This window comes from Reinekea blandensis MED297 (assembly GCF_000153185.1).
In the GTDB taxonomy this organism is placed as follows: Bacteria; Pseudomonadota; Gammaproteobacteria; order Pseudomonadales; family Natronospirillaceae; genus Reinekea; species Reinekea blandensis.
In genome coordinates, this window is record NZ_CH724149.1 from 221,134 (window position 1) to 233,879 (window position 12,746).

The window sequence follows — 12,746 nt, forward strand, 5'->3', positions numbered from 1 at the left end:
TCCTATGATTGAGTTCGGAACAGGTGGCTGGCGCGCCTTTATTGGTGAGGAGTTCACCAAAGCCAACGTACAACGGGTGGGTCAGGCGGTCGCTAACCTGATGCATAAACAAAAGGTCGCCTTTGCGCCGTTTGTCATCGGCTATGACCGGCGCTTTCTATCGGACAAGGCGGCTAAATGGTTAGCTGAAGTGTTGGCGGGCAATGGCATTGCCGTGGAGTTGATCGATAAGGCGGTGCCGACCCCGGTGGTGATGTTCTGTGTGAAAAATCAGAACCTGCCCTATGGTGCCTGCATCACGGCCTCGCATAACCCGGCCGATTACAACGGGATCAAACTCTTTGCGGAGGGTGGGCGCGATGCGACAGAAATTCTGACGGATGCGGTCGAAAGCGAAATTCGTGGCCTTACCGACGGTGATCTGCAGGTCTTCCCGTTCGAGGACGCGCTGGCCGAAGGTAAAATCCGCATCGTCCGGCCGCTGAACGATTTCATCGATTCCGTCCTGGCCGGTATCAACATCGAAGCAATCAAAAACGCGAACCTGAAAATCCTGCTCGACCCGATGTACGGCGTGGCGAAAACCTCCCTGCAGGCAGTACTGATCAGCGCCCGGTGCGATGTGGATGTCATCAACGATCGGCACGACACCACCTTTGGTGGTCGCTTGCCATCGCCGACCGCGCATACGCTGTTTAAGCTGTCGCACCTGGTCCCGGAGAAGGGCTATGACCTGGGCATCGGTACCGATGGCGACGCGGACCGTCTCGGCATCATCGACGAAACCGGTCGGTTTGTGCACCCGAATGAAGTGCTGGCGTTGTTGTATTTTTACCTGCTGGAGTATCGGGGCGAAAAAGGCAGCGTGGTGCGCAACGTCGCGACGACGCATCTGTTGGATCGGATTGCTGAAGATCACGGCGAGCGAAGTTTTGAAGTTCCGGTCGGCTTCAAACACATCTCCGAAGCCATGGAAAAAGACGACTCGTTGATTGGTGGTGAAAGTTCCGGTGGATTGACGATCCGCGGTCACATCAAAGGCAAAGACGGTATTTTTGCCGGATCATTGCTGGTGGAAATGATCAGTGTGACTGGTAAGCGGCTGTCTGAGTTGCTCGATGACATTTACGGACGTTACGGCCGGTTTGTCACGGCCTCAGGCGACTGCACCTTTAAGGCTTCAGACCGTCAGCGTATCTGGGATATGGTTTACGAAGAAAAACGTCTGCCGACTTTTGATTTCCCGATTGCCAGCGTCAGTTATGCCGACGGTGCCAAAGTCATGTTTGATAATGGTGCCTGGGTTATCGCACGTTTCTCCGGAACAGAACCTCTGCTGCGTATTTTTGCCGAAGCGGACAATGAAGCCGACGCGGAAACTCTGGTTCAGCAGATGAAAACCTTTCTGGCGATCTGAATCGGAATGGCGGGCAATGGCCCGCCAGTCTTAGCGTGTTTTATACGAAAATCCGGCCAGCACCGTGGCCACGGCCGCGTAAGCACCCATGACCAGCAGCAGTTGTGCGCCGGACAAGCCCGCATCAATCGCCAGACCGAGCAGAAACGGTGACGCCGACGTACTGACAATCATGATGGACGTTAGCAGCGCGCGGATCGCACCGATGTGCTTGGTGCCATAGACCTCCGCCCACAATGAGTTCGAAATCGGCCCCATCATGCCAATACCAATGCCGATGATGGCCATCATCAGAAACGCGACCCACGGTCCGTGAAGAACGGCCCCGAAGCCCATGCCTACCGCAAACGGCAAGCCCAGAAAACGCAGTAATGCGATGGCAGAAAAGCGGTCCACCAGCGCCCCGGAAACGAACGAGCTTAACCAATGAACGCCACCGTAGACGACGAAGGCACTGGCAAATAACGCCGGAGACCAGCCTTTGTCGGCGAGGATCGTACCCTGTTGAATGAACAGACCGGTGACAATAAACGGCGGCGCCAGTACCAGTGGCAGGGCCAGCCAGAATCGCCGGTCCCGAAGCACGGTGCGGCGGGAACCATCGGGGATTGGGTTGGCCGGCTGGTTCTGAGCTGTAGTCTGTGCGTCGGTTTCACCCGGTCCGGCAAAGGATAAGAAGGTGTGGGCCAACGGCAGGTAGAGGATGGGGATGAGCAGGGCAATTGCCAGCCAGCTGGCCTGCCACCCGAGCATGGCGATCAGAGCGACGACCAGTGTCGGTAAAATCATTTCCCCAACCGGAACACCATTACTGGCAATACTGCTGGCTTTGCCGCGGTTGTCAGAGAAATAGCGGGCCATTGTTGTCATGGCCGTATGCGGCAGTAAACCCTGGCCGCAAAAGCGCAGCAGAAACAGTCCGATCAATAAGCTGAGGTAACTTTCAACCTGCCACATCACCAGCGCGGCGGCGGTCAGCCCCAGGGCGGCGAGGGTCAGGAACACCCGCAGTGGCAACCGGTCGATCATGCCGCCGGCAAAAAAGATCAGCAGCCCGCTGATCAGTGTTGCGGTGGCGTAGGCAGAGCCGTATGCCGCCGCCGACAGGCCCATCTGTTCCTGGATCGATGCGCCATACCAACTGATAAAAAACGATTGGCCGAAGTTACCGAAAAAGACCGTCAGCAAACCAAAGCTGAGCATGGGCCAATAACGTCGAATCACGAACCAGTAGGCGTTGAGCACAGGCGACCTCGCAAATTGAATAGGAGGCCGGGGAGTGTAATGAACCCCAACCAAGCTGTGAATGACTTTATGCGGGGTTTATATGGATAAATTTAAAGCCGTTAGCTGGTTTTCTGGTAAATCAGATCCCAGACGCCATGACCCAGTTTTTGTCCGCGTTTTTCAAACTTGGTCACCGGGCGATGTGCAGGGCGTTCCGGCAGGTAATGATCTTGCCCGGCGGTGTTCTCAAAACCCTCAGCAGCGTCCATCACCTCAAGCATGTGTTCGGCGTAGTTTTCCCAGTCGGTCGCCAGATGAAAAGTACCGCCGGTCTTCAGCTTGCGACGGATCAGCTGCGCAAACTCCGGTTGCACAATGCGGCGTTTATGGTGCTTTTTCTTATGCCACGGGTCTGGAAAGAACAACTGGACAGTGCTCAGTGAGGCGTCGGCAATGCAGTCCGAGAGGACCTCAACGGCATCGTCTTTGTAGCAACGGATGTTCGTCAAACCCTCCGATTCGGTGCGATTGAGCATTCGCCCAACACCCGGCAGATGCACTTCGATGCCGATGAAATTTTTGTCGGGTGCGGCCAGAGCCATGTCGACCAACGAGTCGCCCATACCAAAGCCGATTTCGAGCACGGTATCCGCATCGCGTCCAAAGGTCTCGGTCAAATCCAGCGGGCCGGTGGCTTTGCTCAGACCAAACTCGGCCCAGTTTCGCTCCAGGCTTTTCTTCTGACCATCGGTCATGCGTGCGGCACGCATGACAAAACTGCGGATTTTACGCTGAAAAGGCTGCTCGGATTGTATCATCGGGTGTCTCGTTTATTTCGGTTGTCGAATCAGGATGATGGCCAGGCTTAGCCAACCTGCGATCATCAGTACGCCTCCCAGCGGAGCAATGGCGCCAAGCCAGGGCTGATTCAACAGAACCAGCAAAAAAAGCGCTGCGCAGAATACGCAAGTACCGGCAAATAGCAAGTAGCTCGGGCCCCTTAACGGTCGTTTGAGTTGCTCGCTGAGCAATCCGATCAGCAACAGCCCAAGACCTTGAGTCATGAGATAACGCGCGCCGGTGGCCCAGGTTTCCAAACGGGCCGGGGTGACCAGCGTGTCCAGGGCGTGGGTACCAAAGGCGCCGAGTGCGATAGCGAGGCCGGCAAATAGGCTGCCGCTGATCAGAGCAAAACGGTTCATAGCGTGTCCTGTCGATAGGAATCAGACATAAAAAAAGCCGCCCGAGGCGGCTTTTCCAACGTCAAATCAGTTAAAACTCGATGGTCATTACCTTTTTGACTTTATTCATGGCATTTTTTTCAAGCTGACGAATACGCTCGGCGGATACGCCGTACTTATCGGCCAGCTCATGCAGCGTTGCTTTTTCTTCATTCAACCAGCGCTGCTGAATGATGTCGCGCGAGCGGTCATCGAGATCTTCCAGGGCGCTGAACAGCTGCCCATGGGCGTCATCGGTGTAGTTAGCCTGCTCAACGGCCGCCGCCGGGTCATCCGCTTCGTTCATCAGGTAGTCAGACGGATGGAAGGCTGCACCATCATCGTCATCGTCGTTAAAGCCATCGAAGGCGGCATCGGACGCTGTCAGACGGCCTTCCATGTCATACACGATTTTCTTCTCAACACCCAGATCGTCGGCAATGGCCTGAGCTTCGCGCTCATTCAGCCAGCCCAGACGTTTTTTCGAGCTGCGCAGGTTAAAAAACAGTTTGCGCTGAGCTTTGGTCGTCGCGATCTTAACGATGCGCCAGTTTTTCAGGATGTACTCATGAATTTCGGCCTTAATCCAATGCACTGCAAAGGACACCAGGCGAACCCCGACTTCCGGGTTAAACCGACGAATGGCTTTCATCAAGCCAACGTTACCTTCCTGAATCAGATCGCCCTGGTTCAGACCGTAACCGGAGTAACTCTTGGCAATGTGGACCACGAAGCGCAGGTGCGACATAACCAGCCGACGGGCCGATTCGAGATCGTCGTGATAATACAGGCGTTCCGCCAGATCTTTTTCCTCTTCGGCACTGAGCAGCTCGAAGCCATTAACGGTCGTAATATAGGCTTCGAGGTTCTGACCTGGTGACAATGTGTCCAGTGCGAGTGCAGGAACGCTTCGGTTCAGTTTCACGCTATAACCTCCAAATGGGTGCAACGGTGAACTAGTTTCGGACCGAGTATTGTAGCAACCCGGCCGAATTTTGAAAGTGCTGACACGAGTATAGACCTAAGGCCAGAGCTTTCTCAGTGAGTTTTACGTCGGACTGACAGAATCGGATCAACTCGGATCGGTGTCTTTCAGATGCCGCCAGAGTGCGATTCTGGCACCGGCCAGGCTGACAATGACAGATGTCAGAAGTAACAGACTGAGCTCAGTCGCGTTCAGCCAGATGGCTGGTGCATCCAGACCATAGGTGCCCAGAAAGCCGTCTAACCGTTGCTGAAAGCTAACACTGATCGCCGTCAGCATGACCCAGGCGGCGATGCCTCCGAGCAATCCGAACCACAGCCCCAGATACAGGAACGGGCGTCGGACGTAAGCATCGGTCGCGCCGAGCAGCTTGATGATCTGAACTTCGGCCTTGCGCGACTCAATCGACAATCGAATGGTGTTCCCGACGATCAGTAGCACGGCGACCGAAAGAATCAGGCTCAGCAACAGCACCATGGAACGTGCCAGATCGAGCAGTCGGTTCAGCCGGTCGATCCAGGCCAAATCAATCTGAATATCGTTTACTTCCGGTAAATCGCGGAGCATCAGCAGTAAGGCTTCCAAATCCGCCTGACTCTGCTGTACCGGAATAGCCACAATGCTTGCTGGCAAGGGGTTCTCCGCCAGCTCCAGATTGGATTCCAAACTTAACGTCTGGTTGAAACTGGCCCAGGCTTGCTCCTGGCTGATGTATTCAGTTCGCAGTATTTCAGCTCGTGCGGTCAGTTCCTGCGCCAGTTGGCGACCGGATGATTCTTCGGTATCGAACGTCAGATAAAGCGTGATCTGGCCACCTTCCTGCCAGGTATCCGCCTGGCTGTTCAACGCCTGTAGTGAGATGTAGAACAGCGTGGGCAGGAGCAGGGCGATGGCGATTACCAGCCACGTCAGCGCACTGGAAATAGGGCTTTTAAGCAGGCTTAAGGCGCTGTCTTTGCAGCACAGCCAATGGTGTCGGGCCCAGCCTTTAGCATCGAAGGTTGGGGCGCGGTTACGACGACGGTTGGAGGCTGGGCGTTTTTTAGCCATAAGTACCTCCGTTGGTTCCGAACGGCGAGCTGATCATCTGTCCCTGTTTCAGTGATAGCACCCGGTAATTCAGCCGGGCAATGAGACCCAGGTCGTGACTGGCGATGAGAACGGTGGTACCGATATCGTTAAACTGGGCAAACAGGTTCATGATGTCGCGAGACAAGGCCGGATCGAGGTTGCCGGTCGGTTCGTCTGCGAGAATCACATCGGGCTTTTTGACCACGGCCCGGGCGATACCAACCCGCTGCTGCTCACCGCCGGACAACTGAATGGGTCTGAATTTTTCCTTGTTTAGCAAGCCGACCTTATCCAGAGCGGCGTGAACCCGGCGCTTAACGTCACCCGGATGCTCTCCGCTGATGAACAAGGGCTGTGCGACGTTGTCATAAACCGAGTGATTCATCAGCAACTGATGGTCCTGATGTACGATCCCCAGTTTGCGCCGGTAAAAGGCGATTTCCCGGCGATTGAGGGACTTTAACTGCTGTCCATCCACCCGAACCTGGCCGGAGGAGGGTTTCTCTGTCGCCGTGACCAGCTTCAGCAAGGTGCTTTTACCGGCACCCGAGTGGCCGGTCAGAAAGACAAACTCACCCGGTTCGATATGAAAACTGACCGAAGAAAGCGCTTCAAAGCCGCCATCGTAGCGTTTGCTGACCTGATCGAAGTGGATCATTCGTCGTCACTGTCCAGAAGCGCACTGACAAACTCTTGTGCCGAGAACCGGTCGAGGTCTTCAGCCTGTTCACCGACCCCGATAAACCGCACCGGTATGCCGAACTTACGCGCCAGTGCAAAGATGATTCCGCCACGGGCTGTACCGTCGAGTTTGGTCAGGGCAATGCCGGTTAATGGGGCGGCTTTGGTGAACGACTCGGCCTGAGCCACAGCATTCTGACCGGTACCGGCGTCCAGAACCAGGAGCACTTCGTGCGGTGCGGAGTCGTCGATTTTTTTCATGACCCGCAGCACCTTTTCGAGCTCGGCCATCAGGTTATCTTTGTTGTGCAGTCGGCCGGCCGTGTCCGCAATCAAAACGTCTACGCCACGGCTTTTCGCCGCCTGTACCGCATCGAAAATTACCGAGGCGCTGTCGGCGCCGGTATGTTGAGCAATGACCGGGACGTTGTGTCGCTCACCCCAGGTTTGCAGTTGCTCTACGGCCGCAGCGCGAAACGTATCGCCGGCCGCCAGCATGACGGACTTGCCTTCCGACTGGAAACGTTGCGTCATTTTGCCGATGGTGGTGGTTTTACCGACACCATTGACGCCAACCACCAGAATGACAAAGGGTTGTTTACCGGTATCGATCTGCAGCGGCTGCTCGACGGGGGTGAGTTGTTCTACCAATGTTTCCCGCAGTGCGTTCATCAGGGCGTTGTTATCGTTGAGTTCTTTGCGGGAAGTTCGCTCAACAAGGTCATCGAGAATGGTCTGTGTCGCTTCGATGCCGACGTCTGAAGACAACAGCAGCGTTTCCAACTCTTCGAGCGTGTCGTCATCCAATGTTTTTCGGCCCAGCAGGGCGGTGGCCAGCCCATTGGAAAACCCGGATCGTGTCTTGCTCAGTCCGTTCTTGACGCGCTGAAACCAGGACGGTTTGCTGTCGTTATTCTGGGATTCTTGGCTGGGTTGCTTGTCTTTACGTTTTGAAAATCCGAACATGGTGTCAGGGGTACCGGTCAGCGGTTGATAAACGGGGCGCTATGCTAGCATATTGCCCGTTGAAAATGGATGGACGAATGTTTCACTTTAAACGCCGAACGCTGTGGATCATCATTTATATCACGATCCCGCTGATTCTGATTCTGAACAGTCTGGGGCCGGACCCGGAAGAGTCTGTGGTGGTGGATCGCCAAGCAGAAAACACCGACCTGCGCTGGACAATGAACGAGCTTGCGCCGGATTGCATGGATGGCTGTCGACTGCTGTTGGACGGCACTGATTTTATCCGTGTCAGTGCGTTGGTGTCGTCTGTTCCTGCCGGAGCCGAGCAGGTTCCGGACAGGGTCGAGATGTCATTCAGTCAACGCGCCGGTTATGCCGTGGTTCGTCTGGCCTTTGCACCGACGGAAACGCTGGAGTCTCAGGTCATCGAGTTTCTTCGGGTCCTATTGCCGCAAAACAGCTCACCTCGCTGGGTCGCTACCGGGGCGGTGTCGGATCGTTTTTGGACAGCATTGCAAAACCTAAATGAGACCAGTATCGGCGCCGGACGCCCAATAGCCTTGTCAGAGCCATCGGCGTTAACGGTCTTAGAGGCGCCAACCTTTGGAACATCCGAGCAGTTGGCGTACTTGTTGTGGATTGAAGTACTCAAGCAGCGTCTGGCTGGGTATCAGGTAACCGTGACCTGGGATCATCGCCGGGCATCCAGCCTGATCCGGATGAACACCACACTGTCAGCGGATGTCTTGTATCCGGTGACCGACACCGAATGGCAGCCGGTTAAGGACGCCTATTTGGCGGCGGCCGCGCAAACCGAACGTTCTGCAGAGCAGATACACCGGTATCTCGAGACCAGTCTGCTGTATGATGTACCGTTTGATTTCTTTGTTCGTCAGTCTGCTCGATTGCAGCAGATCACTCTGTCGGATATCAACCAGAGCCGGGAGAACACGCTTGCCCAGATACAATAAACGCAAAACATCCGCTGTGCCTGTTTCAACCTTACGCCTTATCGGAGGACGCCATCGAGGACGAAAGTTGCCCATTCCGGCGTTGGATGGTTTGCGACCGACCTCTGACCGGACCCGGGAGACGTTATTTAACTGGCTTCAGTTTGAGTTACCGGGGATGCATGTTCTCGATCTTTTTGCCGGTACCGGTGCACTTGGATTGGAAGCGTTGTCCCGGGATGCTGAATCTGCTGTGTTTGTTGAGCCGCAATCGGTGGCTGCCGAGGGCATTCGTCAATCACTTCAGACATTGAATCTGACGGCGGAGGTCCGGGTCATGGTTGCTGAGCAGTTTCTCGAGCAGACCGATGCGGTCTTTGATCTGGTGTTCGTCGATCCGCCTTTTTCGCTGGACCTTTGGCAATCGACAGTCGATCGACTGGCGGTCTCGGACCGGCTGTCATCGGGTGGCTACATCTACGTCGAGGCGCCTGTCGGACAAACCCTCACGGTGCCGGATGGATTGACGGTGGTGAAGGAAAAAACGGCCGGCAAGGTGCGCTTTCAGCTTTGGCAGAAAGCTGGCGTGGCTGGCTAGGAACGGTTAACAGAACTTAATTGACCGGCGGTCATTTACGCGGCAGGATAGCGTTGATTGATCACAGGAGGGCGGGATATGTCCGCACAGGTACCATCCGAGCCGATAGATACTCAGTGGTTAAGCGATACGCTGAGTCGGCAGCGGAAAGCGTTTTTGAATCAACCCTATCCGGATGCGGCGGAACGTCGACGTCGTTTATTGAGCCTGAAGCACGTTTTGCAGACCAATCAGGACGCGCTGTGTGACGCCATCGACCGGGACTTTAATGGTCGTGCCCGGATGGAAACGCTGTCGGCCGAGTTTCTTCCCAGCATCATGGGGATCACCGATGCGATGAAGCATCTGAAGGGCTGGATGCGAGCACAGCGGAAACTGGCGCCTTTGGTTTTTCAGCCGGCGGCCGCGAAAGTCTTTCCGCAGCCATTGGGTGTCATCGGTATCATCGTCCCATGGAACTATCCGCTGTATCTGGCGGTTGGACCATTAATTGCCGCACTGGCTGCCGGTAATCATGCCATGATCAAAATGTCCGAGTTCACACCGGCTTTCGGAGCGTTGTTTGCGGATCTGATGAAGCAGACGTTTGATCCATCCGTCGTAACGGTTGTGAACGGCGAGGTTGAGGTGGCGCAGGCGTTTTCTTCGCTGCCATTTGATCATCTGTTGTTTACCGGATCGACGTCGGTGGGACGGCATATCATGCGCGCGGCCAGCGAACACCTGACACCCGTTACGCTTGAGTTAGGCGGCAAAAGCCCGGCGGTTATTGATCGCTCCATGCCGGTTCGCGAGGCGGCGGATCGGTTGGTTTACCCTAAGTGTCTGAACGCAGGTCAGACCTGCGTGGCGCCCGATTACGTGCTGTGCCCGGAAGACAGTGTCGACGCCTTCGTACAGCATTTTATTAATGAAGCGCGGCGCCAGTTTGGGGATGTTGCTGAGAATCCTGACTACTCCGCCATCATTAACAAGCGTCAGCGCGATCGATTGGTGGGGTATCTGGACGATGCCCGTGACAAGGGTGCGTCGATCCATATCGCGGGAGATTCGGATAACCTGGACGATTACGGCGATAAACTGCCACCGATCCTGGTGACGAACGTGAAAGCGTCGATGACGCTGATGCAGGACGAGATTTTCGGACCGATCCTGCCGGTCATGGCTTATCGGCACTTCGACGAAACGCTGGCCTACATTAATGCGCACCCCCGGCCTTTGGCGCTCTACGTTTATGGTTATGAAAAACAACTGAGAGCCACGTTTGAGCAGAAGACCCACAGCGGTGCACTGTTGTTTAATGAAGCATTGATTCATGTCGCCATGGACAGTCTCCCCTTTGGCGGCGTCGGTGCCAGTGGCATGGGGCAATATCACGGACGGTACGGGTTCAATACCTTTTCTAAACTGAAACCGGTTGTTTCTAAACAGCGTCTGAATAGCCTTAAGTTGATTTACCCGCCTTACAAAGGTTGGTTAATGACCGCAATTCTGAAGCTTTTTGGCCGATAATTGCCCGGGGCGCGTCGCTGAGGTACCATGCGCGCGCTTTTTTATTGCCAGTGAGCCGGAATTATGTCGAGTACTGTCATTTACCCTGGGACGTTTGATCCGATCACGCTTGGGCACATGGACCTGATCGAACGTGGTTTACGCCATTTCGGCAAGGTTATCGTTGCCGTGGCCGACAGCCCCAAGAAAAAACCCCTGTTTTCCCTCGATGAGCGGGTAGCTCTGGCAAGGGAAGTGACAGAATCACTCGGCAACGTGGAAGTGGCCGGGTTCAGTAACCTGCTGGTCGACTTCGCCCGGGAACATAACGCTCAGGTTATCCTGCGCGGATTACGGGTGGTCAGTGATTTTGAGTACGAGTTTCAGCTGGCGAACATGAATCGTGTGTTGGCTCCGGATTTGGAAAGCCTGTTTTTGACCCCATCTGAGCAGTATTCGTTTATTTCATCGACATTTGTCCGGGAAATTGCATACTTGAATGGAGACGTCTCTAAGATGGTCCATCCTGCAGTTGAAGCGGCATTGAAAAAACGATTCAGTCAGGACTGAGTCGCGATCTGGTTTGTAAGAGGAAAACTGAATGGCCCTGTTTATTACTGATGAATGCATTAACTGCGATGTTTGCGAGCCGGAATGTCCGAACAATGCAATTTATGAAGGTGATGAAATTTACGAAATCGATCCGACGCTCTGTACCGAGTGTGTCGGTCATTACGATGAGCCTCAATGTCAGCAGGTTTGTCCGGTGGATTGTATTCCTAACGATCCGAACCATGTCGAGTCCAAAGAACAGCTGATGGATAAGTACGAACGGATCATGGCGGCACAGGCCTGATCAATGCCCGGGCTGGTCATCCGATTCGGCCCACACTTCCTTGTTAAACACACTCCGAACCAACGTATTGGATACCTCCACAAAACCCTGGTAAACGTGGTTTTCGCTGGGAGTTGATTTCAATCAGTGGTCACCTGACCAAACGGTCAGAAAGGTGTTGGTGATTTCCATTTCCGGTGATAGGCTTAATCACCGGTTTGCCAAAATTATCTAACCGGAGCACTGACATGCACGTTGAAACCGACATTAAACTGGGCTTTAAAAATGTGATGATCCGTCCAAAGCGATCCACATTAAAATCCCGCTCCCAGGTCTCTCTCGAACGAACCTATACCTTCCGAAACAGTCAACGCACCTGGACTGGTGTCCCGATCATTGCGGCCAATATGGATACGGTCGGAACCTTTGAAGCCGCCACTGTGATGGCCGAGCACAAAATGCTCACAGCGATCCACAAACACTACAGCGTGGACGAATGGCAGGCGTTTCTGTCGACATCCGATTCATCGGTACTGCCTTACATCATGGTCTCGACCGGTACCTCCGACGCGGACTATGACAAGCTAAAAGCCATTACTGCTCTGAACGACGGGCTGGAGTTTGTCTGCATTGATGTCGCCAACGGTTATTCTGAGCATTTTGTCGAGTTTGTTCGTCGTGTTCGCCGTGAGTTTCCGTCGTTAACCATCATGGCCGGAAATGTCGTCACCGGTGAAATGACCGAAGAGTTACTGCTCTCTGGTGCGGATATCGTTAAAGTCGGTATCGGTCCGGGGTCGGTCTGTACCACCCGGGTGAAGACCGGTGTGGGTTATCCTCAGGTTTCGGCGACCATTGAGTGTGCCGATGCTGCTCATGGGCTTAACGGACATGTGGTGTCCGATGGTGGTTGTACTTGTCCTGGCGATGTATCGAAAGCTTTTGGTGCAGGTGCTGACTTTGTCATGCTGGGCGGCATGTTGGCCGGTCACGATGAAAGCGGTGGTGAACTGGTTGAGGACGATGGCAAACAGTACCGTTTGTTCTATGGCATGAGTTCCGACACAGCCATGAACAAGTATCACGGTGGCGTCGCTAATTATCGCGCCAGTGAGGGCAAAACAGTACGAGTACCCTACCGGGGCCCGTTAGTCGCTACCTTGGCGGACATTCAGGGTGGCGTGCGTTCAACCTGTACTTATGTGGGCGCCGCGGCATTGAAAGAGTTGAGCAAGCGCACAACCTTTATCCGCGTCGAAGAGCAGGAAAATCAGGTCTTCGGACGCTGAGCATAGACTGGCG

14 protein-coding genes are annotated in these 12,746 nt (G+C 54.6%); 7 read left to right on the forward strand and 7 right to left on the reverse strand.

Annotated features, from left to right (window positions below):
* Positions 1–4 precede the first annotated feature (4 nt).
* A complete protein-coding gene (locus MED297_RS01125; protein ID WP_008041575.1) occupies positions 5–1,417 on the forward strand; it encodes a phosphoglucomutase/phosphomannomutase family protein in 1,413 nt (470 codons plus the stop codon).
* A 30-nt stretch (positions 1,418–1,447) separates the two neighbouring features.
* On the opposite strand, the gene MED297_RS01130 is transcribed toward MED297_RS01125, so the two are convergent.
* The 7 genes from MED297_RS01130 to ftsY all read right to left on the reverse strand — a co-directional run bounded on the left by MED297_RS01130 (position 1,448) and on the right by ftsY (position 7,567).
* Positions 1,448–2,662, reverse strand: a complete 1,215-nt coding sequence (locus MED297_RS01130; RefSeq protein WP_008041576.1) for an MFS transporter — start codon at positions 2,660–2,662, stop codon at positions 1,448–1,450.
* 101 nt (positions 2,663–2,763) lie between these two features.
* Positions 2,764–3,462, reverse strand: coding sequence for a tRNA (guanosine(46)-N7)-methyltransferase TrmB (trmB, locus tag MED297_RS01135; RefSeq protein WP_008041577.1), 699 nt, complete (start codon positions 3,460–3,462; stop codon positions 2,764–2,766).
* Positions 3,463–3,474: 12 nt separating this feature from the next.
* Positions 3,475–3,846 (reverse strand): DUF423 domain-containing protein, encoded by a 372-nt coding sequence (locus MED297_RS01140; RefSeq protein WP_008041578.1) that lies wholly within the window; start codon positions 3,844–3,846, stop codon positions 3,475–3,477.
* A gap of 70 nt (positions 3,847–3,916) precedes the next feature.
* The gene (gene rpoH, locus MED297_RS01145) at positions 3,917–4,789 is read right to left on the reverse strand and encodes an RNA polymerase sigma factor RpoH (protein ID WP_008041579.1); all 873 of its coding nucleotides are present in this window, start codon (positions 4,787–4,789) and stop codon (positions 3,917–3,919) included.
* Between the two features lie 147 nt (positions 4,790–4,936).
* Positions 4,937–5,899, reverse strand: coding sequence for a permease-like cell division protein FtsX (ftsX, locus tag MED297_RS01150; RefSeq protein ID WP_008041580.1), 963 nt, complete (start codon positions 5,897–5,899; stop codon positions 4,937–4,939).
* Positions 5,892–6,578, reverse strand: coding sequence for a cell division ATP-binding protein FtsE (gene ftsE, locus MED297_RS01155; RefSeq protein ID WP_008041581.1), 687 nt, complete (start codon positions 6,576–6,578; stop codon positions 5,892–5,894). Before ftsE ends, ftsX begins: the two co-directional genes overlap by 8 nt.
* Complete coding sequence (gene ftsY, locus MED297_RS01160) at positions 6,575–7,567, reverse strand: signal recognition particle-docking protein FtsY (protein WP_008041582.1); 993 nt, start codon at positions 7,565–7,567, stop codon at positions 6,575–6,577. Before ftsY ends, ftsE begins: the two co-directional genes overlap by 4 nt.
* 77 nt (positions 7,568–7,644) lie before the next feature.
* On the opposite strand from ftsY, the gene MED297_RS01165 reads away from it, so the two are divergent.
* From MED297_RS01165 to MED297_RS01190, 6 genes are all read left to right on the forward strand, one after another.
* On the forward strand, positions 7,645–8,541 hold the full coding sequence (locus MED297_RS01165) for a hypothetical protein (protein ID WP_008041583.1): 897 nt from the start codon (positions 7,645–7,647) through the stop codon (positions 8,539–8,541).
* Entirely contained in the window at positions 8,525–9,118 is a 594-nt protein-coding gene (rsmD, locus tag MED297_RS01170) for a 16S rRNA (guanine(966)-N(2))-methyltransferase RsmD (RefSeq protein WP_083779296.1), read from the forward strand. Before MED297_RS01165 ends, rsmD begins: the two co-directional genes overlap by 17 nt.
* A gap of 78 nt (positions 9,119–9,196) precedes the next feature.
* The gene (locus tag MED297_RS01175; RefSeq protein WP_008041591.1) at positions 9,197–10,630 is read left to right on the forward strand and encodes a coniferyl aldehyde dehydrogenase; all 1,434 of its coding nucleotides are present in this window, start codon (positions 9,197–9,199) and stop codon (positions 10,628–10,630) included.
* Between the two features lie 63 nt (positions 10,631–10,693).
* Positions 10,694–11,179, forward strand: coding sequence for a pantetheine-phosphate adenylyltransferase (gene coaD, locus MED297_RS01180; RefSeq protein WP_008041592.1), 486 nt, complete (start codon positions 10,694–10,696; stop codon positions 11,177–11,179).
* A gap of 31 nt (positions 11,180–11,210) precedes the next feature.
* Positions 11,211–11,465 (forward strand): YfhL family 4Fe-4S dicluster ferredoxin, encoded by a 255-nt coding sequence (locus MED297_RS01185; RefSeq protein ID WP_008041593.1) that lies wholly within the window; start codon positions 11,211–11,213, stop codon positions 11,463–11,465.
* A 227-nt stretch (positions 11,466–11,692) separates the two neighbouring features.
* Positions 11,693–12,733 (forward strand): GMP reductase, encoded by a 1,041-nt coding sequence (locus tag MED297_RS01190; protein ID WP_008041594.1) that lies wholly within the window; start codon positions 11,693–11,695, stop codon positions 12,731–12,733.
* Positions 12,734–12,746: the final 13 nt, after the last annotated feature.

Coding starts and splice junctions, on each gene's coding strand:
- MED297_RS01125 (WP_008041575.1), top strand. CDS start 5: ATGATTGAGTTCGGAACAGGTGGCTGGCGCGCCTTTATTGGTGAGGAG.
- trmB (WP_008041577.1), bottom strand. CDS start 3,462: ATGATACAATCCGAGCAGCCTTTTCAGCGTAAAATCCGCAGTTTTGTC.
- MED297_RS01140 (WP_008041578.1), bottom strand. CDS start 3,846: ATGAACCGTTTTGCTCTGATCAGCGGCAGCCTATTTGCCGGCCTCGCT.
- ftsX (WP_008041580.1), bottom strand. CDS start 5,899: ATGGCTAAAAAACGCCCAGCCTCCAACCGTCGTCGTAACCGCGCCCCA.
- ftsE (WP_008041581.1), bottom strand. CDS start 6,578: ATGATCCACTTCGATCAGGTCAGCAAACGCTACGATGGCGGCTTTGAA.
- ftsY (WP_008041582.1), bottom strand. CDS start 7,567: ATGTTCGGATTTTCAAAACGTAAAGACAAGCAACCCAGCCAAGAATCC.
- MED297_RS01165 (WP_008041583.1), top strand. CDS start 7,645: ATGTTTCACTTTAAACGCCGAACGCTGTGGATCATCATTTATATCACG.
- MED297_RS01175 (WP_008041591.1), top strand. CDS start 9,197: ATGTCCGCACAGGTACCATCCGAGCCGATAGATACTCAGTGGTTAAGC.
- coaD (WP_008041592.1), top strand. CDS start 10,694: ATGTCGAGTACTGTCATTTACCCTGGGACGTTTGATCCGATCACGCTT.
- MED297_RS01185 (WP_008041593.1), top strand. CDS start 11,211: ATGGCCCTGTTTATTACTGATGAATGCATTAACTGCGATGTTTGCGAG.
- MED297_RS01190 (WP_008041594.1), top strand. CDS start 11,693: ATGCACGTTGAAACCGACATTAAACTGGGCTTTAAAAATGTGATGATC.